General features: G+C 72.2%; 27 protein-coding genes. 16 read left to right on the forward strand and 11 right to left on the reverse strand.

The window, feature by feature from the left end; all coding sequences use genetic code 11:
* Positions 1-67 precede the first annotated feature (67 nt).
* On the forward strand, positions 68-1,684 hold the full coding sequence (locus HC362_RS28000; RefSeq protein WP_243086939.1) for an MFS transporter: 1,617 nt from the start codon (positions 68-70) through the stop codon (positions 1,682-1,684).
* 62 nt (positions 1,685-1,746) lie between these two features.
* On the opposite strand, the gene HC362_RS28005 is transcribed toward HC362_RS28000, so the two are convergent.
* The 3 genes from HC362_RS28005 to HC362_RS28015 form a co-directional block, all read right to left on the reverse strand.
* Positions 1,747-2,619: a 3-hydroxybutyryl-CoA dehydrogenase gene (locus HC362_RS28005; protein ID WP_279240145.1), complete on the reverse strand. Its 873-nt coding sequence runs from the start codon at positions 2,617-2,619 to the stop codon at positions 1,747-1,749.
* 273 nt (positions 2,620-2,892) lie between these two features.
* Entirely contained in the window at positions 2,893-3,099 is a 207-nt protein-coding gene (locus HC362_RS28010; protein WP_243086941.1) for a DUF1918 domain-containing protein, read from the reverse strand.
* Between the two features lie 26 nt (positions 3,100-3,125).
* A complete protein-coding gene (locus HC362_RS28015) occupies positions 3,126-4,148 on the reverse strand; it encodes a DMT family transporter (RefSeq protein WP_243086942.1) in 1,023 nt (340 codons plus the stop codon).
* Here HC362_RS28015 and HC362_RS28020 point away from each other — a divergent pair.
* Together HC362_RS28020 and HC362_RS28025 are read left to right on the forward strand one after the other, a co-directional pair.
* Positions 4,147-5,604, forward strand: a complete 1,458-nt coding sequence (locus HC362_RS28020; protein WP_243086943.1) for a PLP-dependent aminotransferase family protein — start codon at positions 4,147-4,149, stop codon at positions 5,602-5,604. The two genes, HC362_RS28015 and HC362_RS28020, sit on opposite strands and share 2 nt — an antisense overlap.
* A gap of 80 nt (positions 5,605-5,684) precedes the next feature.
* Positions 5,685-6,251, forward strand: a complete 567-nt coding sequence (locus HC362_RS28025; RefSeq protein ID WP_243086944.1) for a histidine phosphatase family protein — start codon at positions 5,685-5,687, stop codon at positions 6,249-6,251.
* On the opposite strand, the gene HC362_RS28030 is transcribed toward HC362_RS28025, so the two are convergent.
* The 3 genes from HC362_RS28030 to HC362_RS28040 all read right to left on the reverse strand — a co-directional run bounded on the left by HC362_RS28030 (position 6,237) and on the right by HC362_RS28040 (position 8,661).
* Positions 6,237-6,749 (reverse strand): hypothetical protein, encoded by a 513-nt coding sequence (locus HC362_RS28030; protein WP_243086945.1) that lies wholly within the window; start codon positions 6,747-6,749, stop codon positions 6,237-6,239. The genes HC362_RS28025 and HC362_RS28030 overlap by 15 nt on opposite strands.
* 68 nt (positions 6,750-6,817) lie before the next feature.
* A complete protein-coding gene (locus tag HC362_RS28035; protein ID WP_243086946.1) occupies positions 6,818-7,804 on the reverse strand; it encodes an aldo/keto reductase in 987 nt (328 codons plus the stop codon).
* A 143-nt stretch (positions 7,805-7,947) separates the two neighbouring features.
* The gene (locus tag HC362_RS28040; protein ID WP_243086948.1) at positions 7,948-8,661 is read right to left on the reverse strand and encodes a class I SAM-dependent methyltransferase; all 714 of its coding nucleotides are present in this window, start codon (positions 8,659-8,661) and stop codon (positions 7,948-7,950) included.
* 202 nt (positions 8,662-8,863) lie between these two features.
* Between HC362_RS28040 and argC the strand changes: the two genes are divergently transcribed.
* From argC to HC362_RS28065, 5 genes are read left to right on the forward strand one after another with little or no spacing between them, the layout of a single operon-like run.
* On the forward strand, positions 8,864-9,901 hold the full coding sequence (gene argC / locus HC362_RS28045; RefSeq protein ID WP_243086949.1) for an N-acetyl-gamma-glutamyl-phosphate reductase: 1,038 nt from the start codon (positions 8,864-8,866) through the stop codon (positions 9,899-9,901).
* On the forward strand, positions 9,898-11,070 hold the full coding sequence (gene argJ, locus HC362_RS28050; protein WP_243086951.1) for a bifunctional glutamate N-acetyltransferase/amino-acid acetyltransferase ArgJ: 1,173 nt from the start codon (positions 9,898-9,900) through the stop codon (positions 11,068-11,070). Before argC ends, argJ begins: the two co-directional genes overlap by 4 nt.
* Positions 11,067-12,029, forward strand: coding sequence for an acetylglutamate kinase (argB, locus tag HC362_RS28055; protein ID WP_243086953.1), 963 nt, complete (start codon positions 11,067-11,069; stop codon positions 12,027-12,029). Before argJ ends, argB begins: the two co-directional genes overlap by 4 nt.
* Positions 12,026-13,276 carry an acetylornithine transaminase gene (locus HC362_RS28060; protein ID WP_243086954.1) on the forward strand — a complete coding sequence of 417 codons (1,251 nt, stop codon included), beginning with the start codon at positions 12,026-12,028 and terminating at the stop codon, positions 13,274-13,276. Before argB ends, HC362_RS28060 begins: the two co-directional genes overlap by 4 nt.
* A gap of 34 nt (positions 13,277-13,310) precedes the next feature.
* Positions 13,311-13,838 carry an arginine repressor gene (locus HC362_RS28065; protein ID WP_099886328.1) on the forward strand — a complete coding sequence of 176 codons (528 nt, stop codon included), beginning with the start codon at positions 13,311-13,313 and terminating at the stop codon, positions 13,836-13,838.
* A gap of 92 nt (positions 13,839-13,930) precedes the next feature.
* Here the strand turns inward: HC362_RS28065 and HC362_RS28070 are convergent, their stop codons facing one another.
* Positions 13,931-14,929 carry a bile acid:sodium symporter family protein gene (locus HC362_RS28070; RefSeq protein WP_243086956.1) on the reverse strand — a complete coding sequence of 333 codons (999 nt, stop codon included), beginning with the start codon at positions 14,927-14,929 and terminating at the stop codon, positions 13,931-13,933.
* 75 nt (positions 14,930-15,004) lie between these two features.
* Entirely contained in the window at positions 15,005-15,889 is an 885-nt protein-coding gene (locus HC362_RS28075; protein ID WP_243086958.1) for a hypothetical protein, read from the reverse strand.
* A 72-nt stretch (positions 15,890-15,961) separates the two neighbouring features.
* Here HC362_RS28075 and HC362_RS28080 point away from each other — a divergent pair, with 72 nt between their 5' ends.
* From HC362_RS28080 to HC362_RS28100, 5 genes are all read left to right on the forward strand, one after another.
* A complete protein-coding gene (locus HC362_RS28080) occupies positions 15,962-16,378 on the forward strand; it encodes a DUF488 family protein (protein WP_243086959.1) in 417 nt (138 codons plus the stop codon).
* A 126-nt stretch (positions 16,379-16,504) separates the two neighbouring features.
* Positions 16,505-17,938 (forward strand): argininosuccinate lyase, encoded by a 1,434-nt coding sequence (argH, locus tag HC362_RS28085; protein WP_243086961.1) that lies wholly within the window; start codon positions 16,505-16,507, stop codon positions 17,936-17,938.
* A gap of 243 nt (positions 17,939-18,181) precedes the next feature.
* Entirely contained in the window at positions 18,182-19,153 is a 972-nt protein-coding gene (locus tag HC362_RS28090; RefSeq protein WP_243086963.1) for an aldo/keto reductase, read from the forward strand.
* A gap of 174 nt (positions 19,154-19,327) precedes the next feature.
* Positions 19,328-19,879 carry a TetR/AcrR family transcriptional regulator gene (locus tag HC362_RS28095; RefSeq protein WP_243086965.1) on the forward strand — a complete coding sequence of 184 codons (552 nt, stop codon included), beginning with the start codon at positions 19,328-19,330 and terminating at the stop codon, positions 19,877-19,879.
* Positions 19,876-21,384, forward strand: a complete 1,509-nt coding sequence (locus HC362_RS28100; RefSeq protein ID WP_243086970.1) for an MFS transporter — start codon at positions 19,876-19,878, stop codon at positions 21,382-21,384. Before HC362_RS28095 ends, HC362_RS28100 begins: the two co-directional genes overlap by 4 nt.
* 94 nt (positions 21,385-21,478) lie before the next feature.
* Here HC362_RS28100 and HC362_RS28105 read toward each other — a convergent pair whose 3' ends face one another.
* Positions 21,479-22,159, reverse strand: a complete 681-nt coding sequence (locus tag HC362_RS28105; RefSeq protein ID WP_243086987.1) for a lysophospholipid acyltransferase family protein — start codon at positions 22,157-22,159, stop codon at positions 21,479-21,481.
* A 288-nt stretch (positions 22,160-22,447) separates the two neighbouring features.
* On the opposite strand from HC362_RS28105, the gene HC362_RS28110 reads away from it, so the two are divergent.
* From HC362_RS28110 to HC362_RS28120, 3 genes are all read left to right on the forward strand, one after another.
* Positions 22,448-23,620 carry a glycerophosphodiester phosphodiesterase gene (locus HC362_RS28110; protein ID WP_243086988.1) on the forward strand — a complete coding sequence of 391 codons (1,173 nt, stop codon included), beginning with the start codon at positions 22,448-22,450 and terminating at the stop codon, positions 23,618-23,620.
* Positions 23,621-23,713: 93 nt separating this feature from the next.
* On the forward strand, positions 23,714-24,385 hold the full coding sequence (locus HC362_RS28115) for a sigma-70 family RNA polymerase sigma factor (protein ID WP_347568497.1): 672 nt from the start codon (positions 23,714-23,716) through the stop codon (positions 24,383-24,385).
* Positions 24,376-24,870 carry a GNAT family N-acetyltransferase gene (locus HC362_RS28120; protein ID WP_243086989.1) on the forward strand — a complete coding sequence of 165 codons (495 nt, stop codon included), beginning with the start codon at positions 24,376-24,378 and terminating at the stop codon, positions 24,868-24,870. Before HC362_RS28115 ends, HC362_RS28120 begins: the two co-directional genes overlap by 10 nt.
* A 6-nt stretch (positions 24,871-24,876) precedes the next feature.
* Here HC362_RS28120 and HC362_RS28125 read toward each other — a convergent pair whose 3' ends face one another.
* Together HC362_RS28125 and HC362_RS28130 are read right to left on the reverse strand one after the other, a co-directional pair.
* A complete protein-coding gene (locus HC362_RS28125) occupies positions 24,877-25,305 on the reverse strand; it encodes a hypothetical protein (protein ID WP_243086990.1) in 429 nt (142 codons plus the stop codon).
* On the reverse strand, positions 25,298-25,669 hold the full coding sequence (locus HC362_RS28130) for a hypothetical protein (RefSeq protein ID WP_243086991.1): 372 nt from the start codon (positions 25,667-25,669) through the stop codon (positions 25,298-25,300). Before HC362_RS28130 ends, HC362_RS28125 begins: the two co-directional genes overlap by 8 nt.
* Positions 25,670-25,687: the final 18 nt, after the last annotated feature.

Raw genomic sequence — 25,687 nt, forward strand, 5'->3', positions numbered from 1 at the left:
CATCTTTTCGGGTGAGAAGCCCGGACGATCTTCTGACGGACGGTCGGTGGCGGTTACGGGTGACGGCGTGGCAGCAGCGAACTCATCATCCCGTCCGGCGGACTCACCGCTCCGCAGCCTGATCCCTGCACGTATCGACCGGATGCCCTGGTCCGGCTTCCATACGAAAATGATCGCGGCGCTGGGCTGTGCGTGGATCCTGGACGGCCTGGAGATCACGGTCGCCAGCTCGGTCACCTCGGTCCTCACCCGCTCGGAGACCCTGGGGCTCTCCTCCAGCGAGGCCGGGCTGATCGCGACCGTCTACCTGGTCGGCCAGGTGACGGGTGCCCTCTTCTTCGGGCGGATGGCCGACCGCTTCGGACGCCGGAAGCTCTTCCTGCTCACGTTCGGCGTCTATCTGTTCGGCAGCGGGCTGACCGCGCTGACCTACGGCCAGGGGCCGGGCTGGGACATGTACCTGTACCTGACCCGCTTCATCGCCGGAACGGGCATCGGCGGCGAGTACGCGGCCATCAACTCGGCCATCCAGGAGATGATGCCGGCGCGCTTCAGGGGCCGGGTCGACCTGCTGGTCAACGGCACCTATTGGGCGGGGGCCATGGTCGGCACCATCGCCGAGCTGATGATCCTCTCCACCTTCGACGACTCGGTCGCCTGGCGGATCGGCTTCCTGCTCGGCCCGGTGCTGGGCTTCTCCGTGCTGTTCGTACGCCGCCATCTGCCGGAGAGCCCACGCTGGCTGATCATGAACGGGCGGGAGGCCGAGGCCGAGGCCGCCATCGAGCGGATCGAGTCGGCGGTGCGCAGCCACGGCAAGAAGCTGCCGCCGGTGGACGAGCGGGACGCCATCGAGATCAGCGAGTCGGAGCACGCCACCTACGTCACGCTGCTGCGGGTGCTCTTCAAGGAGTACCCCAAACGGGCCGTGCTGGCCTCGACGCTGATGATCACGCAGTCGTTCCTGTACAACGCGATCTTCTTCACGTACACCCTGGTGCTGACGAAGTTCTACGGCGTCTCCGACAAGGACGCGCCGATGTATCTGCTGGCGTTCGCCGCCGGCAACTTGCTCGGCCCGATCGTCCTCGGACCGCTGTTCGACATCGTGGGCCGCCGCTGGATGATCGCGGGGACCTATCTCTTCTCCGGGTGCGCGCTGGCGGTGACCGCGACGCTGTTCGTGGCCGATGTGCTGACCGCCACCACGCAGACCTTGGCCTGGTGCGTCATCTTCTTCTTCGCCTCGGCCGGGGCCTCCTCCGGCTATCTGACGGCGGGCGAGATCTTCCCGCTGGAGGTACGGGGCAAGGCCATCGCGCTCTTCTTCGCCATCGGCCAGGCGGCCGGAGCCACCGGGCCCTACTTCTACGGCTGGCTCATCGGCGACGGAACCGAGCGGGGCAGGCTCTACATCGGCTTTCTGATGGGCGCCGTCATCATGGTCGTCGGCGGGCTGGCGGAGACCTTCCTGGGGGTGGACGCCGAGCGCAAGTCGCTGGAGTCGGTCGCCAGGCCCCTCTCGGTGGTACGGACCTCCGTCGGCGCGGCAGGCCGCCGTACGGTCAACAAGCTCAAGAAGCCGGGCGACAAGCCGGACCCGCCCGGCGACAAGCCGGACCCGCCCGGCGACGAACCGGACTCGCCCGGCGACGAGCCACACGCCGGCACCCCCGCGGTCTGAGGGCGGGGGTGCCCGGGGGCGGGGTCCCGGTGCGGTGGCGTCCGGATGCGGTGGGGCCCCGCTCAGGAGTAGGTGTAGAAGCCGGCTCCCGCCTTGCGGCCCAGGCGGCCCGCGTCGACCATGCGCTGGAGGAGCGGGGGAGCGGCGTACAGCGGCTCCTTGAACTCCGAGTACATCGAGTCGGCGACCGAGGCGACGGTGTCGAGGCCGATGAGGTCGGTGAGCTTGAGGGGGCCCATGGGGTGGGCGCAGCCGAGCTCCATGCCGTTGTCGATGTCCTCGCGGCTGGCGATGCCCGACTCGAACATCCGGATGGCGGAAAGCAGATACGGGATCAGCAGCGCGTTGACCACGAAACCGGAGCGGTCCTGCGCGCGGATGGTGTGCTTGCCCAGCACCTGGCCGACCACGGCCTCGGCACGCTTGACGGTCTCCTCGCCGGTGGTCAGCGCCGGGATGAGCTCCACCAGCTGCTGGACCGGCGCCGGGTTGAAGAAGTGGATGCCGATGACCTGGTCGGGGCGCGAGGTCGCGACGGCGAGCTTCACCAGCGGGATCGAGGAGGTGTTCGAGGCCAGGATGGCGTCGGTACGGGTCACCACCTGGTCGAGCACCTGGAAGATCTCCGTCTTGACCTGCTCGTTCTCGATCACGGCCTCGATGACCAGGTCCCGGTCGGCGAAGTCGCCCAGGTCGGTGGTGAAGGAGAGCCGCTCCAGCGCGTCGTCGCACTCCTGCTGAGTGATCTTGCCGCGGTCGGCTGCCTTGCCGAGCGAGTTGACCAGCCGGGTGCGGCCGAGCTCCAGGGCCTCACCGGTGGTCTCCGCGACCATCACCTCCAGGCCGGACCGCGCGCACACCTCCGCGATACCCGCACCCATCTGGCCACAGCCCACCACTCCGACGCGTTCCACGCCGGCTACAGACTCCGTCACCTCGTGCCTTTCGCTGAATTTCACGGTCCTCGGCAGGATCGCCCCGCCTCCACCGAGGGCGCCGGGACGCGCCGCCTCGCCGCCCGACGTTACCTGTGCGACGGCGGGGTAGGGCGGCCGGGGGCGAAAGGTCACCTATGTCTGAACCGGCCGGTAGCCTCCGCCCGGGGCGCGCACAGCACCGGCGCGCGCAGTACAGGCGGATACGCCAACGGCGCCCGCACCAGGTGCGGGCGCCGTGGAGGACGAGGGGCCGCAGGGCCTCCCGGTGGCTCAGCGCTTCTCTTCGTGCGGTTCCCGGCGGCCCTGCACGACGGAGTCGGGGCCGGGGGAGACCACGGCCTCGTGGCCGTCGTCGAAACGCACACGGTACGGGGGCTCGCCCTTGGTGCCCATGACCTCGACGATCTCGGCCGTACGGTCGTGCTGCCCCACGGTCCTTCCGTGCATCAGCAGTTGGTCGCCTCTGTTCGCTCGCATGACACATGCCCTCCAGTTCCCGGTGGTCAGGCGCGGCTGCGCTGTACGACCACGATGCACACCAGCACGGCGAGCGCCGCCGCCGGCGCGGCGGGAGTAAGGCGCTCACCGACTAGGAGCACCGCCCACACCAGCGTAAGCAGCGGCTGCCCGAGTTGCACCTGGCTGGTTCGAGCCACTCCGGCGAGCCCCATCGCGCGGTACCAGAAGAACATCCCCACGAACTGCGAGCAGACCGCGCCCCATACCAGTCCGGGCACGGAGTGTGCGGTCAGCGTCACCGGTTCGTGCGCCAGTGCGAGAGCGGCGCCGACCAGGGCGACCGGCAGACAGCAGACCACCGCCCACCCGATCACCTCCAGCGCGGGCAGCTCCCGTGCCAGCCTGCCGCCCTCGGCGTACCCGGCGGCGCAGATCAGCAGCGCCCCGCACAGGTAGAGGTCGCCCACGCCGGGGGCACCACCGCTCTGGTGGAGCGCGAACGCGACCACTGCGGCGGCGCCCGCCACCGCCGCCACCCAGAACAGCGGCGCCGGCCGGGACCCGGTACGGACCGAGGAGTAGAGGGCCGTCGTCAGCGGGAGCAGGCCGACCACCACCGCCGCGTGCGAGGTGGTGGAGGTCTGCAGGGCGAGGGTGGTCAGCAGCGGGAATCCGATCACGACGCCGGAGGCGGCAAGCGCGAGCCCGCCCCAGTGCCGCCGCTCCGGAAGCGGTACCCGCCGCACCAGGAGCACTCCGCCGGCGACGAGCCCCGCGATCAGGGTCCGCAGCGACGCCGCCGACCAGGGGCCGAACCCCTCCAGCGACCAACTGGTCGCGGGGAAGGTCAGCGAGAAGAGGACGACCCCGAGCACGGCGAACACGACCCCGGCGCGGGAGCTTCGCGGGGCCCCGGTCAGCAGCTGCCCCTGCCCGTCCGCTGCGGACTGCGGGTGACTCGTGGCCGAGTGCGCGGTTCCCCGCGCCCCTGAGGGGGCGCATATCCGCGTCTCCGGGGCCGGCGCCGCTATCGTGGTGACGGGAGTAGCGCTATCGTTGGCTCTCATGTCAGAGCGTAGCAGCGTTGCCGACCTGGCCGCTTCCTTGCGAAGTGAGCTGGACCGCTACTCTCCAGGAGAGAAGCTGCCGTCCAGCCGGGCGCTGGTCGAGCGGTTCAGAGCCAGCCCGGTCACCGTTTCGCGGGCACTGGCCGTGCTGGCCGCCGAGGGCCTGGTGGTCACCCGGCCCGGAGTCGGCGCGTTCCGCGCCGAGCCGCGTCCGGCACCGGGCGCGCTCCAGCAGCAGGGCGACGTCTCGTGGCAGGAGGTGACGCTGAGCGCCGAGGCCTCCGCCGACCAGGTGCCCCGCAGCGTCGACGCGAGCGGGCTGACCACCACGCTCGAGACCCCACCCGGCGTGCTCGACCTGGGCGGCGGCTATCTGCCGCCCGGACTCCAGCCGGAGAAGGCCCTCGCCGCCGCGCTCGCCCGCGCGGGGCGCCGGCCCGGCGCGTGGCGACGGCCGCCCCTGGAAGGGATGGAGGAGCTGCGTGGCTGGTTCGCCCGGGAGATCGGCGGACCGTCCGGCACCGTCGCCGCCGAGGACGTACTGGTCACCGCGGGCGGACAGGCGGCGCTCACCACCGCGCTGCGCGCCCTCGCGGCCCCGGGCGCCGCCGTACTCGTGGAGTCCCCGACCTACCCCGGCATGCTCGCCGCCGCCCGGGCCTCGGGACTGCGCCCCGTGCCGGTACCCGTGGACGCCCACGGCGTACGCCCCGAGCTGCTGGCGGACGCGTTCCGGGCCAGCGGCGCGCGCGTGTTCGTCTGCCAGCCGCTGTTCCAGAACCCCACCGGGGCCGTCCTCGCGCCCGAGCGCCGAGGCGAGGTGCTGCGGGTGGCGCGCGCGTCGGGAGCGTTCGTGATCGAGGACGACTTCGCCCGGTACCTCGCCCACCAGGACGCCGGGCCGCTCCCGCCCGCACTGCGCGCCGAGGACCGCGACGGCGTCGTCGTCCACGTCCGCTCGTTGTCCAAGGTGACCTCGCCCAGCCTGCGGGTGGGCGCGCTGGCCGCGCGCGGGCCCGTGCTGGAGCGGCTGCGCGCCATCCAGATCGTCGACAGCTTCTTCGTGCCCCGGCCGCTGCAGGAAGCGGCGGTCGAACTGGTCGGCGCTCCCGCCTGGCCGCGGCATCTGCGCACCATCGCAGCCGAGTTGCGTACCCGCCGCGCGCTCATGGCCGGCGCGCTCGCCTCCGAGCTGCCCGCGCTCGGCCTCGACCACCTCCCCCGCGGCGGCTATCACCTGTGGCTGCGGCTGCCCGACGGGACGGACGAGCACGCACTCATGGCCGCGGCACTGCGCGCGGGGGTCGCCGTCGCGCCGGGCCGCTCCTACTTCGCCGCCGAACCCCCGGCGCCCTACCTGCGGCTGGCGTTCGGGCCCACGGCGGCCGCGGGGGACATCCTGGAGGGGGTACGACGCCTCCGTACAGCCTGCGCGGACACGCTGCCCGGCGGATGAGACCCTTCCGCTCCGATTCGCGGAAAACTGCCGGGTGTCCGCCTCTCGAACACCTGGCGCCACGGCTCTACTCTCACCGCATGCACGTGCGTATGACGCTGCTCGCCGCCGGCCGCAGCTCCCCCGTGGCGGACGTGCGCTTCGACGACGACCGGTCACTGGACGCCACCGGGTGGGAGGAGGTCGTCCGGAGAGCCCCCTCGCTCTCCTACCTCGCCGCGGCCGAGCTGCGCTACTGCTCGCCGTCGCCCCGCTGCCGGGAGACCGGCGCCGTGCTCGGCCTCACCCCGCTCGCCCAGCCGGCGCTGCTCGACTGGGACATGGGCCGCTGGCGCGGCGCCACCCTCGCCGAGGTGACGGCGCGCGAGCCGGAGGCGGTCCAGCAGTGGTGCACCGACCCGCGCTCGGCCCCGCACGGCGGCGAGTCCCTGCTGTCCTTCATCCGCCGGATCGGCGGCTGGCTGGACACCCGCCCGACGGCGGCGGGGGAGTGGGCAGTCGCCGTCACCGAACCGTCCGTGTTACGGGCGGCGCTGTGCTACGTCCTCAAGGCCCCGCCGCACGCCTACTGGCACATCGAGACGCAGCCCCTCGCCACCCTCACCCTGACCGGCCGCACGGGAGAGTGGCGGCTAGGTCTGCTGTGACCGGGCGAGGGCGGCCCGGTGGAGGGCCCGCAGCAGCTCGAAGCGCTCCGACTCCGGGGTACGCCGGCCGTCGGCCATCGCGCGGGCGAGCCGGGAGAAGGGCTCAGGTCCGTCGCCGGGAGCGCCCTCCTCGCGGGCCAGCAGATCCCCCAGCGCCCGCCACACCGCGGCGCGGCGCTCGGCCGCCTCGCCGCTTTCCTGACCGCTGCCTGCCGCGGCCCGGGACGCGAGGTCGGCCCGTAGTCCGCTGCGGCCCTCGGGCGGACCACAGCCGTCCAGGACGGCCAGCGCCAGGGTGCACAGCGCGTCGTCGGCCAGGCCGTTGTGCCGCGCGGCCAGCTCCGCGCCGTAGCGCTCCATCTCCGGCACGACGCCGGGTCCCAACCCCGCGAGGAAGGAGCGGAAGGGCTCCTCCGCCGCCAGGGACGAATCCGCCAGGGACGAGTCCGCCAGGCCCAGCTCGTCGAGCAGTTCCCTACCTTCAGCGCCTTCGGTCACGGTGACAAGTATGGACGCGGGGACCGACAGCGCAGAGCCCGCGGCCGAGCTGCCGTCGGCTCGTCCGCTCAGCGGTTGACGTAGGACAGGGCGCTCTCGTCGTAGCGGGCACCGGCGATCTCGTCCCGGGGCGCCGCCGCCTCGATGTCGGCCAGCTCCTCGGCGGTAAGGGAGATCGAGAGAGCCGCCACGTTCTCCTCCAGGTACTTCTGGCGCCGCGTGCCGGGGATCGGCACCACGTTGTCGCCCCGGTGCTGGACCCACGCCAGGGCGAGCTGTCCCGCCGTGACGCCGCGCCGCTCGGCCAGTTCGTTCAGCCGCTCGACGATGGCCAGGTTGCGGTCGAAGTTGTCACCCGCGAACCGCGGCATGCTCCGTCGGGCGTCACCCTCCTCCAGCGTCTCGACCGAGGAGTAGCGCCCCGTCAGGAAGCCGCGCCCCAGCGGGGAGAAGGGCACGACGCCGATGCCCAGCTCGCGGCAGACCGGCGCCACCTCGTCCTCCAGGTCGCGGGTCCACAGTGACCACTCGCTCTGCAGCGCGCTGATCGGGTGCACCGCGTGGGCGCGCCGGATGGTCTCCGCGCTCGCCTCGGACAGCCCCAGGTGGCGCACCTTGCCCTCGGCCACCAGCTCGGCCATCGCGCCGACCGTCTCCTCGATGGGGACCTCGGGGTCGACGCGGTGCTGGTAGTACAGGTCGATGTGGTCGGTGCCCAGCCGCCGCAGCGACGCCTCGCAGGCCTGGCGTACGTACGCGGCGTCGCCCCGGATGACGGTGGGCTCGCCCAGCTTGTTGGCGAAGCCGAACTTGGTCGCCAGCACCACTTCGTCGCGGCGGCCGGCCATCGCCCGGCCGATCAGCTCCTCGTTGGCCCCGGAGCCGTAGAAGTCGGCGGTGTCCAGGAGGTTGACGCCCAGGTCGAGGGCCCGGTGGAGGGTGGCGATGGAGGTCTCGTCGTCGGAGGAGCCGTAGCCGTGGCTCATCCCCATGCAGCCGAGACCCTGCGCGGAGACGGTGAGCTGTCCCAGACGGCGGGTGGGAAGGGCGGTCATGCTGATACCTCCTGCTACGGGGGCGCCGGCCGGTTGATCTCGTGTCCGGGCGCCGGTTGCTGCGATCTGGTCGCTGACGCTAGGCGTTGGAGCGCACTCCAACGCAAACCCCCGTTTCCCGCCGCCCCGCCTCGCCCGCCGTCTCACCCGTCCTGGGGCTCCCGCTCCCACACCAGCGCGGCCGAGACGGGGTGGTGCCGGAACTTCTCCCACTTCGGCTTGCGCTCCAGCCACCGCTCGTCGACGACTCCCTCCCGCATCTCCGCGAGCCGCCATCCGGCACCCAGCCCGGCCGTCACATGGTCGCTGAGCAGGTGGACGTGGGTGCTGATGGCGACGTGCTCACCCGAGGAGTCGGTGAAGTGGGTGGGCATCCCGGAGGCCATGATGAAGTGCGGGTGGAAGGCGATGACCACGCAGTGGGCGCCCGGCGCCGCCAGCCGCCACGCCTCCTGGTAGAAGGGCCGCAGATCCGGCAGGTGCTCGTCGATGAGCGAGGAGATCACCAGGTCGTAGGCGCCCGACGCCAGCTCGGTGGCGCGTACGTCGCCCTCCAGCAGCCGGTCGTGGACGCCCTTGGCGCGGGCCCGGTGCAGCATCCCGGGCGTGAGGTCCACCCCGTCGAGCGTCCCGGCGAGCCCCTGCCGCCGCAGCCAGGCACCGGTCCGCCCGGTCCCGCACCCCAGATCGGCCGCGCGCCGCACACTGCTCCAGCGGGGCACGGTCAGTTCGTCCAGCAGCGCGAGGTCCATCACGTCCTCGACGGTGTCCTCGTATGTGTCGACCCACTGGCCGTACCCGGTGGCGACGTCCACGGTGCGGTAGCCGCGGGTGTCGAAGTCGGAGAAATCAAGCATGCGCGCGAGTATCGCGGCCGGTACCTCCTGCGTGCGACCGCTTTTCCACCCCTCGGGCCCGGGCCGGGCGGGCGCTGACGTGAGTGCTTCAGCGGGCCGGGAGAACGATTGTTCCCGCCGGTCGCGGACAGCCGCCGGTCACATGATTCATTGCATAAAACTGCTGCGATGCGTATAGTCATGCCTCCAAGGAGGAGGATTCATGGCAGTGCGCACGGCGGTGGCGGGAGCGAGCGGATACGCGGGGGGTGAGGTGCTGCGCCTGCTCGCCGGGCACCCGGAGGTCGAGGTCGGGGCGCTGACCGGCAACAGCAACGCCGGACAGCGGTTCGGGGCGCTCCAGCCGCACCTGGTCCCGTTCGCCGACCGCGTGCTGGAGGAGACCACCGCCGAGGTGCTGCGCGACCACGACGTGGTCTTCCTCGCCCTCCCGCACGGGCAGTCCGCCGCCCTCGCCGAGCAGCTCGGCTCCGCCGGCCAGGGGCCGCTGATCATCGACTGCGGCGCCGACTTCCGGCTGGCCGACGCGGCCGACTGGGAGCGGTTCTACGGCACCCCGCACGCCGGCACTTGGCCCTACGGGCTCCCCGAGCTGCCCGGCGCTCGCGAGGCCCTGCGCGGGGCCAGGCGGATAGCCGTGCCGGGCTGCTTCCCCACGGCCGTCTCGCTCGCACTGGCACCCGCCTACGCCGCGGGCCTGGCCGAACCCGAAGCGGTGATCGTCGCCGCGACCGGCACCTCCGGGGCGGGCAAGGCCCTCAAGCCGCACCTGCTGGGCAGCGAGGTCATGGGCTCGATGAGCCCCTACGGCGTCGGCGGCACCCACCGGCACACCCCGGAGATGATCCAGAACCTCTCGGCCGCCGCCGGGCAGCGCGTCAGCGTCTCCTTCACCCCGACCCTCGCCCCCATGCCGCGCGGCATCCTCGCCACCTGCAGCGCCAAGGCCGCCACCGGCGTCGGCGGGGAGCAGCTGAGGGCCGCCTACGAGAAGGCGTACCAGGACGAGCCGTTCGTCACCCTGCTCCCGGAGGGCCAGTGGCCCGCGACGGCCGCCGTGCAGGGCTCCAACTCCGTGCATCTCCAGGTCGCGTACGACCAGGAGGCGGGCCGGATCATCGTCGTCAGCGCTGTCGACAACCTCACCAAGGGCACCGCCGGCGGTGCCGTGCAGAGCATGAACATCGCCCTCGGCCTGGACGAGGGACTGGGACTTTCCACGATCGGAGTCGCACCATGAGCGTCACAGCGGCCGGCGGATTCACGGCGACGGGCATCGCCGCCGGAATCAAGGAGAGCGGGGCCCCCGACCTCGCGCTCGTCGTCAACAACGGGCCGCGCCTGGAGGCCGCCGGCGTCTTCACCGCCAACCGCGTCAAGGCGGCGCCGGTGCTCTGGTCCGAGCAGGTCCTCAAGGGCGGCAGGGTCTCCGCCGTGGTGCTCAACTCCGGCGGCGCCAACGCCTGCACGGGCGCTCCCGGCTTCCAGGACACCCACGCGACAGCGGAGAAGGCGGCCGAGGCGCTGACCGCAGCGACCGGCACCGAGCACAGCGCCGGCGAGGTCGCGGTCGCCTCCACGGGGCTGATCGGGGTGCGGCTGCCGATGGACAAACTGCTGCCGGGCGTAGCGACGGCAGCCGCGGCGCTGTCCGAGCACGGCGGCGAGAAGGCGGCGCTCGCCATCAAGACCACCGACACCGTGCACAAGACGGCCGTCGTCACCAGCCCCGCGGGCTGGACCGTCGGCGGCATGGCCAAGGGCGCGGGGATGCTGGCGCCGGGCCTGGCCACCATGCTCGTCGTACTGACCACCGACGCCGACCTGACGGCGGACGAGCTCGACACCGCGCTGCGCGCCGCCACCCGCACCACCTTCGACCGCATCGATTCGGACGGCGCGATGTCCACCAACGACATGGTGCTGCTGCTCGCCTCCGGCGCGAGCGGGGTGCGCCCCGAGCAGGCCGAGTTCGCCGAGGCGGTGCACGCGGTCTGCGCGGACCTGGGTCAGCAGCTCATCCGGGACGCCGAGGGCGCCTCGAAGGACATCAGGATCGAGGTCGTGGGCGCGGCCAGCGAGGACGAGGCCGTCACGGTCGGCCGCACCATCGCCCGCAACAACCTGCTCAAGTGCGCCATCCACGGCGAGGACCCCAACTGGGGCCGGGTGCTGGCCGCCATCGGCACCACCGACGCGGCCTTCGAGCCGGACGAGCTGGACGTGGCCATCAACGGCGTCCAGGTCTGCCGCGGCGGCGCTGTCGGCGAGGACCGCGACAAGGTCGACATGCGCTTCCGCGAGGTCCGGATCACTGCCGACCTGCACGCCGGCTCCGCTTCCGCGGTCATCTGGTCCAACGACCTGACGGCCGACTACGTCCACGAGAACAGCGCCTACTCGTCATGAGCATCCGGAAACCGAGCACCGCTCGTAAACACAACGCGCTGCCCAAGGCGCAGATCCTCATCGAGGCGCTGCCCTGGCTGACCCGGCACCACGGCAGGACCGTCGTCATCAAGTTCGGCGGCAACGCCATGGTGGACGAGGAGTTGAAGGCGGCCTTCGCGCAGGACGTGGTCTTCCTGCGGCACGCCGGGCTGCGTCCCGTCGTGGTGCACGGCGGTGGCCCGCAGATCAGCAAGCAGCTCGACCGGCTCGGCCTGGAGTCCGAGTTCCGCGCCGGGCTGCGGGTGACCACCCCCGAGACGATGGACGTCGTACGGATGGTGCTGGCCGGCCAGGTGCAGCGGGAGCTGGTCAATCTGCTCAACCAGCACGGCCCGCTCGCCGTCGGCATGACCGGCGAGGACGCCCACATCATGGCTGCCACCAAGCACTTGGCCGAGGTCGACGGGGAAGAGGTCGACCTGGGGAGGGTGGGCCGGATCAGCTCCGTCGAGACCGGTGCGATAGAGGCGCTGTTGGACGACGGCCGGATTCCGGTCATCTCCTCCATCGCCCGTAGCGCCGATGACGACCACGTGTACAACGTCAACGCCGACACGGCCGCGGCAGCGCTCGCCGCCTCGCTCGGCGCCGAGACGCTGATGGTCCTCACCGATGTGGAGGGCCTGTACGCGGACTGGCCGAACAGCGACGACGTGATCAGCGAACTGACCGCCGCCGAGCTGGAGAAGCTGCTGCCCGAACTGGCCAGCGGGATGGTCCCCAAGATGGAGGGCTGTCTGTACGCCGTGCGCAACGGGGTGCACACCGCGCGCGTCCTGGACGGCCGGGTGCCGCACTCCATCCTGCTGGAGATCTTCACGGACGAGGGCATCGGCACCATGGTCGTGCCCGACGCCGTCCCCGACCCACGTGACGCTCACCAGAGCGCCGCACCGAACGCGGAGGGCCCCGTATGACCACCATCGCGCACGACAACTCCGCCCTCACCGGCCGGTGGCAGGGCGCGCTGATGAACAACTACGGCACCCCGCGCCTCCCGCTGACCCACGGCGAGGGCAGCAAGCTGTGGGACGCCGAGGGCAAGCAGTACACCGACTTCGTCGGCGGCATCGCCGTCAACGCGCTGGGCACCGCGCACCCCGCCGTGGTGCGCGCCGTCTCCGACCAGGTCGCCACCCTCGGCCATGTCTCCAACCTGTTCATCGCCGAGCCGCCCGTCGCGCTCGCCGAGAAGCTGCTGGAGGTGGCGGGCCGGCCGGGGAGGGTCTACTTCGCCAACTCCGGCGCCGAGGCCGTCGAAGCCGCGGTCAAGATCTCACGGCGCACCGGACGCACCCACATGGTCGCCACCCAGGGCGGTTTCCACGGCCGCACCATGGGCGCCCTCGCCCTGACGGGCCAGCCGGCCAAGCAGGACCCGTTCCGCCCGCTGCCCGGCGACGTCACGCACGTGCCCTACGGCGACGCCGAGGCGCTGCGCGCCGCGGTCACCGAGGAGACGGCGCTGGTGATCGTCGAACCCGTCCAGGGCGAGAACGGCGTCGTCGTACCGCCCGAGGGCTATCTGGCCGCGGCCCGCGAGATCACCGCCGCTACCGGCACGCTGCTGGTGGTGGACGAGATCCAGACCGGCATCGGCCGGACGGGGCACTGGTTCGCATGCCAGGCCCAGGGTGTCGAACCGGATCTCATCACGCTGGCCAAGGGGCTGGGCGGCGGACTGCCGTTGGGCGCCACCCTCGCCTTCGGTCCGGCAGCCGAACTGCTGGAGCCCGGCCAGCACGGCTCAACCTTCGGCGGCAACCCGGTGGCCTGCGCGGCCGGCCTCGCGGTGCTGGAGACGATCGCGGCCGATGGGCTGCTCGACCACGTCAAGCGCGCCGGTGCCCGGCTGTGCGAGGGCGTACTGGGCCTCGGCCACCCCGCGGTCGCACAGGTCCGTGGTGCGGGGCTGCTGCTGGGTATCGTGCTCACCGAGCCGGTCGCGCCGCGCGTGCAGCAGGCGGCACAGGACGCGGGATTCCTGGTGAACGCGGTCGCCCCGGACGTCGTCCGGCTCGCCCCGCCGCTGATCGTCGGCGAGGCGGAGGTGGACGCGCTCGTCGGTGCGCTGCCCGCCGTTCTCGACGCGGCAGTGGCCGGGGAACGGGCAGCGGCCGGCCAGGCGGCAGCGGCCGACGCCGCGTCCGACAGACAGCGATGAGCTGAAGCAGATGAGCCAGAGGGGTACGCGCACGATGACCGAGGAGCAGCACGGGGGACAGGCCGTCCCGCAGACGCGGACGGCCCGGCACCGCCGCATCGTCGACATTCTGAGCAGGCAGCCGGTCCGCTCGCAGAGCCAGCTCGCCAAGCTCCTGGCCGACGACGGGCTCACGGTCACCCAGGCCACCCTCTCCCGGGACCTCGACGAACTGGGCGCCGTCAAGATCCGCAACACCGGGGGCGAGCTGATCTACGCGGTCCCCGCCGAGGGGGGCGATCCCACCCCCCGCGCGCCGCTGGGCGAGTCCGCCACCGAGGCGCGGATGGCGCGGCTCGCCGGTGAACTCCTCATCTCGGCCGAGGCGTCCGCCAACCTCGTCGTGCTGCGCACCCCTCCGGGCGCAGCGCAGTTCCTGGCCTCGGCCATCGACCAGGCCGGGGTGCACGAGATCATCGGCACCATCGCCGGGGACGACACACTGCTGCTGATCAGCCGGGCGCCGGACGGCGGACAGGCTCTCGCGGACCACCTGCTGGCGTTGGCGCAGAAGGAGCGCTGAGGGCTTCGCCCTTGGGGGACCCGTTCCGGCGTGGGCGGGCCCCCACGCCGGGTGGGCGGGATCGGCTGGTGAGCGGGATCGCCCGCTGAGTGCTACGGCTTCCCCTTGCCGTCGCGGCGGGCGAACCACGCTGCGGCCAGCGACCCCGAGACGTTGTGCCACACGGAGAAGACGGCGGCCGGCAGCGCCGCGAGCGGGCTGAAGTGCGCCGCGGCCAGGGAGGCGGCCAGCCCCGAGTTCTGCATACCGACCTCGAAGGCCATGGCGCGGCCCGCCGGTTCACCGAGCCGGGACAGCCGCCCCACGGCGTAACCGATCGTCAGGCCCAGGCCGTTGTGCAGGACGACGGCCAGGAAGACCAGCGCAGCGGCCGACTTGATCGTGTCCGCGCTGGCGGCCACCACGATGGTGACGATCGCCGCGATGGTGACCGCCGAGAGCCAGGGGAGGACGGGCAGCGCCCGCCGCACGTGGCGCCCGGCCAGCAGCCGTACCACCAACCCGCCCAGAACCGGCAGCAGTACGGTCTTGAGGATGTCGGCGAACATCGAGCCGGTGTCCACCGGCAGGAACTCGCCCGCGAGGAACAGGGTGAGCGGTGGGGTCAGCAGCGGCGCGACGAGCGTGGAGACCGAGGTGACGGAGACGGAGAGGGCCACATCACCGCGGGCCAGATAGGTGACGACATTCGACGCCGTGCCGCCCGGTGAGCAGCCGACGAGGATCACCCCCGCCGCGAGCTGCGGGGAGAGGCCCAGCGTCTGGGCGACCAGCCAGCCGAGCCCCGGCATCACGAGGTACTGCGCCGCGAGTCCGAGCGCGACCGCCCAGGGCCTGCGCACGATGCCCCGGAAGTCCGGCAGCGTCATGGTCAGCCCCATGCAGAACATCACGACGCCGAGCAGATACGGCACCGCTTCGCCGCCCCCGGTGAAGCTCCCCGGGCTCACGAGGCCGAGGGCGCCCGCGAGGACGACCAGGAGGGGGAAGAGGGTGACCGCGCGGCGCGCCCCGCGCTGCTCGGCTGCGGCCTCCGGGGAGTCGGAGGGTTCCGGAGCGCTCGGCGAGGTGTTCTGGTGTTCGGTTCGCACCCGGAGAGAAAACGCCCCGGCGCGGCCGGTTGGCAAGGCCGTCTCGCGATGTGACCCGCCGGGGCGGCGTAGGCCCTACCGCGGCCCGGGTGCCTGGACGGTGAGGATGCCCAGCGTGGACTGAGCCGGCAGCCGTCCGGAGTTGACGACGGCCGTGAACGCCGGGCGGTTCAGCTCCGCCAGCCGGGCGCAGCCGTCCGCGCCGAGAGCCCGGTACGGCGCGGCGGCCAGCTCGTCCGTCATCCGCTCCACCTCGTCGCGCACCTCGCGTCCGCGTTCGGTCGCCGTGCCGTCGGCGTCGAGCAGACCGCGCTCCCGCAGCCTGGTGCGGGCCGCCGCCCACTCCTGTTCGCTCCAGCCCCGTGAGGCGAAGTTCGCCACCGGCGCGGCACCGATGCCCGCGAAGGAGACCAGCGCCTCGCAGCCGTCGAGTCCGGCGGCCTGGAGCGCGGCCAGATGGCCGTCGCCGCGGTGCTCGCGCAGGACGTTGGCCGCGTGCCAGAGCACCATGTGCGGCTCACTCGGGCGGCCCAGCGCGGCGTTGGCGGCGGCCAGCGGGCGCCCGGCCAGGTCCGCGCTCTCGGCAGCGGTACGGGCCAGCTCGGCGGCCTCGGCGAGGCCGGGGTCGTCGATCCGGTCACCGAGCATGGCGCGCAGGGTCGCGTCCACGCCCCGGGTGCGCGCCTCCAGTACGGCCTCGGGCGAGGCGGTCCGCCAGACGCCGGGCACATGGGCCGCGACGGTGCGCGGGCTGAAGCTGTAGAAGGTCGCGGTCACCAGCTCGGCCGTCGCCGCTCCGAGCGGAGCCGCGCGCAGCGCGAAGTAGGAGGGCCAGCGCTCGGTGTCGGCGTAGCCGAGGGCGGCGGTCTGTGCGTAGACCTCGGGGGCGAAGTAGACGGACGCGTAGACGGGTTCGAGCTGGTGCCACGTCTGTCGCGCGAGACTCGGGAAGTCGGCCATGGCGGTAAGCTAGCCGCCAATGTGAACGCCGTCAACATGCGAGCGGGCGGCAGTCGGCCGCACGCTGGCGTCATGGCTGCCAAGAAGGATGGCGAGAAGGGCGCCAAGAAGGCGCGCGGGAAACTGCGGATCCAGGTGCGCCGCGTCTACGAGGAGCCCGATCCCGGCTCGGACGGCACGCGCGTCCTTGTCGACCGGGTCTGGCCGCGCGGCCTGTCCAAGGAAGAGGCCGCGCTGGACGCCTGGCACAAGGAGGTCGCCCCCAGTGCGGAGCTGCGCAAGTGGTACGGGCACGATCCGGACCGCTTCGAGGAGTTCGCCGAGCGCTACCGCGCCGAGCTGGCCACCGACGAGGGTGAGCGGGCGACGGGTGAGCTGTTGGAGGCCGCCTCCGGGGCGGGGGTGCTCACTCTGCTGACCGCCGTCAAGGACCCGTCGATCGGCCACACCCGCGTGCTGGCCGAGGAGCTGGAGGGGCGCGCCGGATAGGGGGCGGGGTCAGGGGGGTGCGTTGACAAAATAATGCAGAGGTCCGCATACTTATGCCAGTCAGCGTGCGCACCAGACGAGCAAGCCGTGGCACCTCCACCAACTCACACGAACAGGCGCGAACAAGTGAGCAGCAGCGAAGACAAGGGTGATGTCCGCCTCTGGGGTGGACGTTTCGCGGACGGACCGGCGGAGGCCCTGGAGAAACTGTCCGCATCGGTGCACTTCGACTGGCGCCTGGCGCCGTACGACATCGCGGGCTCGCGGGCACACGCCCGCGTCCTGCACAAGGCGGGACTGCTCACCGAGGACGAGCTGCGGCAGATGATCGCCGGGCTCGACGCGCTGGAGCGGGACGTGGCCTCCGGGGACTTCCAGGGCACGATCGCGGACGAGGATGTGCACACCGCGCTGGAGCGGGGCCTGCTGGAGCGGCTCGGCAAGGACCTCGGCGGCAAGCTGCGCGCGGGCAGGTCCAGGAACGACCAGGTCGCCACGCTCTTCCGGATGTATCTGCGGGACCACGCCCGGGTCATCGGCGGCCTGCTCGCCGACCTCCAGGCCGCGCTCGTCGGGCTCGCTGAGGCCCACCCCCACGTGGCGATGCCGGGCCGCACCCACCTCCAGCACGCACAGCCGGTGCTGTTCGCGCACCATGTGCTGGCGCACGCCCAGGCGCTCGCCCGGGACGCGGAGCGGCTGCGCCAGTGGGACGCGCGCACCGCGGTCTCCCCGTACGGCTCGGGTGCGCTGGCCGGCTCCTCGCTCGGCCTCGACCCGGAGGCCGTCGCCGCCGACCTCGGCTTCGAGGGCGGCAGCGCAGCCAATTCCATCGACGGAACGGCCTCGCGCGACTTCGTGGCGGAGTTCGCCTTCGTCACCGCGATGATCGGCGTGGATGTCTCCAAGATCGCCGAGGAGATCATCCTCTGGAACACGAAGGAGTTCTCCTTCGTGACCCTGCACGATGCCTTCTCGACCGGTTCCTCGATCATGCCGCAGAAGAAGAACCCGGACATCGCGGAGCTGGCGCGCGGCAAGTCCGGCCGGCTGATCGGCAATCTGACCGGGCTGATGTCGACGCTCAAGGCGCTGCCGCTCGCCTACAACCGGGACCTCCAGGAGGACAAGGAGCCGGTCTTCGACTCCATCGACCAACTGGAGCTGCTGTTGCCCGCCTTCACGGGCATGATGGCGACGCTGACCGTGCACGGCGACCGGATGGCCGAGCTGGCACCCGCCGGGTTCTCGCTGGCCACCGATGTGGCCGAGTGGCTGGTCAAGCGCGGCGTCCCGTTCCGGGTGGCGCACGAGGTGGCCGGCGCGTGCGTGAAGGAGTGCGAGCGTACGGGTATCGAGCTGGACCAGCTCACCGACGAGCAGTTCGCCGCGATCTCCCCGCACCTCACCCCCGAGGTGCGCGAGGTGCTGAACGTCCCGGGCGCGCTGGCCGCCCGGGACGGCAAGGGCGGAACGGCGCCCTCCGCGGTTGCGGCCCAGCTCGCCGACTTCCGCGCCGACCTGGACCTCCAGCGCGAGTGGGCCGACGCCAAGCGTTGAGCCGCGCCCCGTCAGGGGCGCGGGGCTGTGCTGAGATGCGGCTCCGCCGCGCGAGCGCGACCGGCCTGGGGCACCTCCCGGCCGGAGGCCGGGGGAGCACCCGCGGTCTGCAGCGCACAGCAAAGGGGCACCCCCTCACCAGACATGGGGAGGGGGCCCGGGCCGAGGTACGGGGCGCGGCGTCATCCGCCCAGTACGGTGGGGCGGCAAACAGCCGCCCCACCGCCGCGCCGGGAGATGCCGATGCCCTTCACCCGTCTCGCTTCCGCCACCACACCGACGGCCCACCTCGGCCTCGGCCTGGCCGCCGTCGGCCGCCCCGCGTACATCACGCTCGGCCGGGAAGCGGAGCTTCCCGGCAACCGCACGCCGGAGGCGATGCGCGCCCGTACGCACGAACTGCTCGACGCCGCCTACGCGCAGGGCGTGCGCTACTTCGACGTGGCGCGGTCCTACGGGCGGGCCGAGGAGTTCCTGGCGGCCTGGCTGAGCGAGCACCCGGAGGCCGACGACGTGGTCGTCGGCAGCAAGTGGGGCTACACCTACGTGGGGGAGTGGCGCACGGAAGCCGAGGTGCACGAGGTCAAGGACCACTCCCTCGAGGTGTTCGAACGGCAGTCGGCCGAGAGCCGCGAGCTGCTCGGTGACCGGCTGGACCTGTACCAGATCCACTCCCTCACCCCGGACAGCCCCGCGCTGACCGACACGGCGCTGCACGAGCGGCTGGCCCGGCTGGCGGCCGAGGGCGTCACCGTCGGCTTCAGCACCAGCGGCCCCGCACAGGCCGACGCCATCCGCGCCGCGCTGGCGGTCACCGCGGATGGCGAGCCGCTCTTCCGTACCGTCCAGAGCACCTACAACCTGCTGGAGACCTCGGCGGGGGAGGCGCTGGCCGAGGCGCACGAGGCGGGGCTGACGGTGATCGTCAAGGAGGCGATGGCCAACGGGCGGCTGGCGGGTGGTCAGGAGCCTCGCGATCTGCATCTGGTGGCGGAGGCGGCGGGCACCACGCCGGATGCCGTCGCGCTGGCCGCTGTGCTGCGGCAGCCGTGGGCGGGCGTCGTCCTCTCGGGCGCGGCCACCGTCGCCGCGCTGCACGCCAATCTGCTGGCCACAGCGGTCGAACTGGACGAGGCCCAACTGGCCCTGCTGGCCGAGCTGGTGGAGGAGCCGGAGGTGTACTGGCGGCGCCGCTCGGAGCTGCCGTGGCAGTGACGACCCTGACCTGTCGAAGTTGCAGGCCCCCTGGGTCTGCCCGAGCGCAGCGGCCCCGATCCCATCCGCGCCCCGTCACCCTGTGTGGCGGGGCGCTGCTGTGCGGTCCGCCGCCTCGGAGGCACCGGTGTCTCTTATGCGACATCCATGTCTCATCTGAAGTATGGTTGTCTCATGAGCCTGGACCGGGAAGAGCTGCTGAGCACCGCCGCCGACGTCCTGACGCGGCGGCCGACGTCCTCGATGGACGACATCGCCAAGGCGGCGGGCATCAGCCGGGCGACACTGCACCGGCACTTCGCCGGCCGGGACGCGCTCGTCCGGGCGCTCGAACAGCTCGGCCTGCGCCGCCTGGACGCGGCCCTGGACGCCGCGCGGATGGAGGAGGGCGGGGCCGCCGACGCCGTACGGCGCGTCATCGCCGCGACCGAACCGCTCGCCGGCTTCCTCGGCTTCCTGGTCACCGAGAACCAGCTGTTCGAACCCGGCGAGCAGCACGAGGGCTGGACCCGGATCGACGAGCGCATCAGCGCCCTCTTCCAGCGGGGACAGCAGGAGGGCACCTTCCGGATCGATCTGTCCCCGGCCTGGCTCACCGAAGCGCTCTACGCGCTGATCACCGCCTCGGCCTGGGCCGTCCAGGACGGCAGGGTCGCGGCCCGCGACTCGGTACGGATGACGGCCGAGCTGCTGCTCGGCGGCGCACGGCGAAGCGGGGAGAAATGAGCACCGAGACCGTCGTCCCCACCCCCTCGCCGCTGCGCTGGGTCGCTCTCTCGGTGCTGGTGCTGGCTGTGCTGCTGGTCGGTATCGACGTCACCGTGCTCGGCCTGGCGGCGCCCTTCCTCAGCGAGGATCTGCGGCCCTCCAGCACCCAGCTGCTGTGGATCGGCGACGTCTACTCGTTCGTCATCGCCGGACTCCTGGTCTCCATGGGCAGCCTCGGCGACCGGATCGGCCGCAAGAAGCTGCTGCTGGCCGGTTCGGCGGCGTTCGGCGGGCTGTCGGTGCTGACCGCCTACGCGCACAGCCCCGAGGCGATGATCCTGTGGCGCGCCCTGATGGGCGTGGCGGGCGCCACCCTGATGCCCGCAACCCTGGCGCTGATCCGCAACATCTTCCCCGACCCGCGCGAGCGCAGCCTGGCCGTCGGTATCTGGGGCGCCATGACGGCGGCCGGCACGGCCGTCGGCCCCGTCGTCGGCGGGTTCCTGCTGGAGCACTACTGGTGGGGCTCCGTCTTCCTGATCAACCTGCCGGTGATGGCCGTACTGGTGCTGGTCGGCAGCAGGCTGCTGCCGGAGTCCAGGAACCCGGCGCCCGGACCGTGGGACCTGCCGAGCGTCGGACTGTCGATGGTGGGTCTGGTCGCACTCGTCTACGCGGTCAAGGAGAGCGCGGCCTACGGCTTGCGCTGGGACGCCGCCTCGGCCGCCGTCCTCGGGCCGGCGGCGCTGTACGCGTTCGTACGGCGCCAACTGCGGTTGCCCGCCCCGCTGCTGGACATGCGGCTGTTCGCCCACCGCGGCTTCAGCGGTGCCGTCCTCGCCGACCTGCTGACCATCTTCGGCCTGTCGGGACTGGTCTTCTTCCTCTCCCAGTTCCTCCAGATGGTGCAGGCCCGCACCCCGCTGGAGGCCGGTCTGGCCGAACTGCCCGCCGCGATCGGCTCGGTGGTCGCCGGTCTGTTCGCGGGGTGGGCCGCGCGCCGCACCTCGGTCCGGGGCGCCGTCTCCGGCGGGCTGACGGCCGTGGGGCTGGCCCTGGGCGCCTTCCTGTGGCTCCAGGCGACCACGAGCTACCTGCTGCTGGGCAGTGTGCTGCTGGTCGTCGGCGTCGGCGCGGGGCTGGCGTTCACGGTGACCGCCGACGTGATCCTCTCCACGGTGCCCAAGGAGCAGGCCGGCGCAGCCTCCGCGGTCTCGGAGACCGCATACGAACTGGGCGCGGCGCTGGGCATCGCCCTGCTGGGTTCCGTGGTGACGGGCGTCTACCGCTCCTTCACGACCCCCGCGGGCGTCCCGGAGGGCGCCGCGGAACACGCCCGGCAGTCGCTGGGCGAGGCCGTACGGACGGCAGACGCGCTGCCGCCCGCGCAGGGTGAGGCGCTGCTGACGGCCGCCCGTGACAGCTTCACGGAGGGCCTGCGGTACGGCGCCACCGCGGGTGCCGTCGTCCTGCTGGCCGCCGCGGTACTGGCCTGGCGCCTGCTGCGCGGCCAGCGCTTGTGAGGGGCGTCGGACGCGGTGGCTGCGGCCGTCGCTCGTTCCGCCGGACCCTCGCCGTCGGGGTTCTCGCCGTCGCGGCGGGAATGGTTACCGCCCCTCAGGCCGCCTTCGCCTTCGTCGCGTAGACGTCGACGTACTCCTGGCCGGACAGCCGCATCACGTCGCTCATGACCTCGTCGGTCACCGCGCGGAGCACATAGCGGTCACGGTCCATGCCCTCGTACCGCGAGAAGTCCAGCGGCTCGCCGAAGCGGACCGTGATCCGGCGACCCCGGCCGATCCTCGGCAGGCCCTTGCCGCCCGGCTGCACCTCGTCCGTGCCGATCATCGCGAACGGCACCACGGGCGCGCCCGTCATCAGCGCCAGGCGGGCGATGCCCGTACGGCCGCGGTAGAGCCGGCCGTCGGGGGAGCGGGTGCCCTCGGGGTAGATGGCGAAGATGTTGCCTTCCTCCAGCACGCGGCGGCCGGTCATCAGCGCGGCGACGCCCCCGCGGCCGCCGTCCCGGTCGACGGGGATCATGCCGACCCCGGTGAAGAACCACGCCATCAGCCGGCCCTTCAGGCTCTTGCCCGTGACGTACTCGTCCTTGCCGATGAAGAAGACCTGCCGGGTGGTGACCAGCGGCAGCACCATCGAGTCGATGAAGGTGAGGTGGTTGCCGGCCAGGATCACCGGACCCGAGCCAGGGATACGGTCGGCCCCTTCGACCTTCGGCCGGAACAGCACGCGAAGAAGCGGGCCGAGCACTGCCTTGATCAGCCGGAAACGGGACAACGGACCCTCCGCCCAAGTCGATATGGCCGTGCGCTTGGTCGATGCGCACGGACGCGCAGATGAGGACGATACTCGCCGCTTCGGGTACCCGGTACACCGGGTCGCTTGCACCGTTACGGGGAATTGACGCGGTTTACCTCCGTATTGCCGCGATCCCCGGTTCCCGACTCGCCTGTGTTTCCGCCGTGTTCGCACGCACGTCTCCCCGGCGCCGCCGGGGCGGTCCTACGATCACCCCGACGCGTGGCAGGGCCGGACATCGGTGCCACCGGGAGAAGGGGAGAGCGCATGGGACAGGAGCAGCAGCCGGGCCGCAGAACCGTGCTCGGGGCGGCGGCGGTGCTGGGCGCGGCGGGCACGGGCGCGGTCGCGCTCGGCGGCGGTACCGCGCAGGCAGCGGACCGCTCGCGGACCCGTACCGACGGGCGCGGGAGAGGCCACCGCGGTCTGCCCACCCCGGCCGTCATCGCGCACCGCGGCACCAGTGGCTACCGCCCCGAGCACACCTTCGGCTCCTACCAGCTCGCTCTCGACATGGGCGCCGACGTCATCGAGCAGGACCTGGTGCCCACCAAGGACGGTCACCTGGTGTGCCGGCACGAGAACGACATCACCGCCACCACCGATGTCGCCGACCACCCGGAGTTCGCCTCCCGCAAGACCACCAAGACGGTGGACGGCAGGAAGATCACCGGCTGGTTCACCGAGGACTTCACCCTCAAGGAGCTCAAGACGCTGCGCGCCAAGGAGCGCATCCCGCAGCAGCGTCAGCACAACACCCTCTACAACGGCCGCTGGGAGGTGCCCAGCTTCGAAGAGGTCCTCCGGTGGGCCGAGAAGGAGGGCAGGCGGCGCGGCCGTCCGGTATGGCTCCACGTCGAGACGAAGCATCCCTCGTACTTCGGCAAGCTGGGCCTCGGTCTGGAGAAGCCGCTGGCCAAGCTGTTGCGCCGGTACGGCCGGCACAAGGCGCACTCGCCCAACTTCCTGCAGTCCTTCGAGCCCAGCAGCATCCAGAAGCTGAGCGAGCTGGTGGACTGTCCCCGCGTCGTCCTGCTGTCGGGCCCCACCTCGCGCCCCTGGGACTTCGTGGAGGCGGGCGACCCGCGCACCGTCGCCGACCTGGTCAAGCCCGAGGGCCTGAAGTGGATAGCGGGCTTCGCGCAGGGCATCGGCCCCACCCTCGACCTGATCATCCCCCGTAAGGAGGACGGCTCCCTCGGCGAGGAGACCACCCTCGTGCGGGACGCGCACGCGCGGAAGCTGGTGCTGCACCCGTACACCATGCGCAACGAGAACACCTTCCTGCCCGCCGACTTCCGGGTGGGCGACGACCCGAACGCGTACGGCGACGCGTTCGGCGCCTTCAAGCGCTGGTTCGAGACGGGTATCGACGGCATCTTCTCGGACAACTGCGACACTGCGCTGCTGGCCGCTGCGGACTTCCGCGGCGACCACTGAGCCGACGGGGTCCGACGGGGTCCGACTCCACCCGCACGAGTGAGGCGCCGCCCGTTCCGCAACCGGGAGCGGGCGGCGCGCGTGCAGCGTCGTATGACCCCACCCTCCTCACTGATGGAGCCGGGCCTGGCGGCCCTGCTGGACGCCGAGTGCGCCGCGGAAGCCGCGGTGCGGCCCGGCGCGGACGCCGACGATCTGCGGCAGGGCGTCTGGCTGCGCTGGCTCGAGCGGCTGCGGGAGGCCGGACCGCCCGCGGAGCCCGCCGGCTGGCTGGCCACCGCCGTGCGGGCCGAGGCACGGGTGGCGGCGGGCGCCTGGGGGCGCGAGGTGCCGCGGGGTGCCGAGCCCGCGCCCCACCCGCCCCGGCAGCGGCGGATCACCGCAGCAGACGGCACCGGCGACCCGGTCAGCGACACCGAGGCGCCGCTGCTGGCCGCCGAACGGCGCCGCGAACTGGTGGCCGCCCTCGGCGGACTGCCGGGGCGCTGCCCCGCGGTACTGCGGGCACTGCTCTCCCGGAAAGAGCCCACATACCCCCAAATCGCCCATGAGTTGGAAATCTCACAGGGTGCGCTGGGCCCGCTGCGTTCCCGCTGTCTGGAATGCCTGCGCAGAATGCTCGCGGCAAAGGTTCCACCACCCGGAACTCAGGGAAGGGTGCGAGAGGCAACCGGCGTCACCAGGGCAGACTGCACGGACACGGCACCCTCACTCTCCCGTGCCCGTGCGCACACAACTTGGGGAGGCATGCGCACATGGGCATGAGCGTGACCATCTCTGCGGCGGACGAGCGCGACGCCGAACAGATACTGAAGCTGCAGTACCTCTGCTTCCAGAGCGAGGCAGAGCTGTACGGCGACTACCGCATCGAGCCGCTCGTCCAGACGCTGGACGAACTCCGGGACGAACTGGCCGGGGGCTGCGTGATGGTGGCCCGGCTGGGCGAGGAGGTCGTCGGCACCGTGCGCGGCAAGGTCGACGCCGAGGGAACGGCGCGGATCGGCCGGCTGTGTGTGCACCCCCGTCTCCAGGGCCACGGCCTCGGCGGGCGGCTGCTCGCCGCCGTCGAGTCGAGACTCGCCGAGGAGTTCGCGCCCAAGCGCTACCACCTGGTGACCGGCAGCCGCAGCGAGGGCAATCTGCGGCTGTACCGCCGCCTGGGCTACACCCCGGTGGGGACCGAGCGCGACCGCCGGGTGACGCTGGTGGCTCTCGCCAAGGACGCGACGGAGTACGCAACCAGCGCGTAGGCAGAGCTAATCGTGACGGGACCGGAGCCACCACAGGCCCGTCACCGGTAGGGCGACCGGGATGAAGAGATAGCCCATTCCGTAGTCGGACCAGACGGTGGCGTCCGGGAAGGCGGAGGGCTCCACCAAAGTCCAGGTGCCCACCGCCAGGACGCCGAACAGCTCCAGTGCGCAGCAGGTGAGGGCGGCCTTCCGGGCGCCCTCACCGCCGCGGACGAGGGAGAGCGTGATGAACGCGTACACCACGGCGGCGATCGCCGAGAGGATGTAGGCCAGCGGCGCCTCGTGGAAGCGGGTCGACAGCTGGACGGCCGAGCGCGAGGCGGCGCCCACCGTGAAGATGCCGTACAGCGTGACCAGGAGCTTGCCCGGGCCGGTGTTGATGCCCGCGCGCCGGGGCGCGGACTCGGTCTTCGGGGTCGTCGGTTCAGCCACCGGCGCCGCCTCCCCAGATGTCGTAGAGCCGCACTTGGAGCACCGCCAGGACGACGGCGCCCGCGACCACCGTCAGCGAGCCCCACTTGGTGCGCTCCGTGAGGGAGACCAGTCCCACCACGGGTACGCAGGCGACGACGCCGACCAGGTACGAGAAGAAGATCACCGAGCCGTCGGCAGCTGTCTGCCCGCGCGCTGCCTGCACGATGCCGACGACCAGCTGTGCCAGCGCGAGCAGCGTCACCACGGCCATGCCGATGAAGTGCCAGTCCTTGGTGGGCTGGTCGCGATAGGCCGCCCAGCCGCACCACGCGGCCAGCAAGAGCGCGGCCACGGCGAGCGTGACGGTGAGCGGGGTGAGCATGTGAAGGAGTCTAAAAGG

Source organism: Streptomyces sp. 891-h, assembly GCF_022760275.1.
Lineage (GTDB): Bacteria > Actinomycetota > Actinomycetes > Streptomycetales > Streptomycetaceae > Streptomyces > Streptomyces spirodelae.

Excerpts from the sequence above, each read along its gene's own strand:
- HC362_RS28110 (WP_243086988.1), top strand. The coding sequence starts at position 22,448 with ATGGGACAGGAGCAGCAGCCGGGCCGCAGAACCGTGCTCGGGGCGGCG.
- HC362_RS28100 (WP_243086970.1), top strand. The coding sequence starts at position 19,876 with ATGAGCACCGAGACCGTCGTCCCCACCCCCTCGCCGCTGCGCTGGGTC.
- HC362_RS28020 (WP_243086943.1), top strand. The coding sequence starts at position 4,147 with ATGTCAGAGCGTAGCAGCGTTGCCGACCTGGCCGCTTCCTTGCGAAGT.
- HC362_RS28065 (WP_099886328.1), top strand. The coding sequence starts at position 13,311 with ATGACCGAGGAGCAGCACGGGGGACAGGCCGTCCCGCAGACGCGGACG.
- HC362_RS28015 (WP_243086942.1), bottom strand. The coding sequence starts at position 4,148 with ATGAGAGCCAACGATAGCGCTACTCCCGTCACCACGATAGCGGCGCCG.
- HC362_RS28010 (WP_243086941.1), bottom strand. The coding sequence starts at position 3,099 with ATGCGAGCGAACAGAGGCGACCAACTGCTGATGCACGGAAGGACCGTG.
- HC362_RS28040 (WP_243086948.1), bottom strand. The coding sequence starts at position 8,661 with ATGCTTGATTTCTCCGACTTCGACACCCGCGGCTACCGCACCGTGGAC.
- argJ (WP_243086951.1), top strand. The coding sequence starts at position 9,898 with ATGAGCGTCACAGCGGCCGGCGGATTCACGGCGACGGGCATCGCCGCC.
- argB (WP_243086953.1), top strand. The coding sequence starts at position 11,067 with ATGAGCATCCGGAAACCGAGCACCGCTCGTAAACACAACGCGCTGCCC.
- HC362_RS28060 (WP_243086954.1), top strand. The coding sequence starts at position 12,026 with ATGACCACCATCGCGCACGACAACTCCGCCCTCACCGGCCGGTGGCAG.
- HC362_RS28075 (WP_243086958.1), bottom strand. The coding sequence starts at position 15,889 with ATGGCCGACTTCCCGAGTCTCGCGCGACAGACGTGGCACCAGCTCGAA.
- HC362_RS28080 (WP_243086959.1), top strand. The coding sequence starts at position 15,962 with ATGGCTGCCAAGAAGGATGGCGAGAAGGGCGCCAAGAAGGCGCGCGGG.
- HC362_RS28130 (WP_243086991.1), bottom strand. The coding sequence starts at position 25,669 with ATGCTCACCCCGCTCACCGTCACGCTCGCCGTGGCCGCGCTCTTGCTG.
- HC362_RS28025 (WP_243086944.1), top strand. The coding sequence starts at position 5,685 with ATGCACGTGCGTATGACGCTGCTCGCCGCCGGCCGCAGCTCCCCCGTG.
- HC362_RS28090 (WP_243086963.1), top strand. The coding sequence starts at position 18,182 with ATGCCCTTCACCCGTCTCGCTTCCGCCACCACACCGACGGCCCACCTC.
- HC362_RS28035 (WP_243086946.1), bottom strand. The coding sequence starts at position 7,804 with ATGACCGCCCTTCCCACCCGCCGTCTGGGACAGCTCACCGTCTCCGCG.
- HC362_RS28095 (WP_243086965.1), top strand. The coding sequence starts at position 19,328 with ATGAGCCTGGACCGGGAAGAGCTGCTGAGCACCGCCGCCGACGTCCTG.
- HC362_RS28115 (WP_347568497.1), top strand. The coding sequence starts at position 23,714 with ATGACCCCACCCTCCTCACTGATGGAGCCGGGCCTGGCGGCCCTGCTG.
- argC (WP_243086949.1), top strand. The coding sequence starts at position 8,864 with ATGGCAGTGCGCACGGCGGTGGCGGGAGCGAGCGGATACGCGGGGGGT.
- HC362_RS28120 (WP_243086989.1), top strand. The coding sequence starts at position 24,376 with ATGGGCATGAGCGTGACCATCTCTGCGGCGGACGAGCGCGACGCCGAA.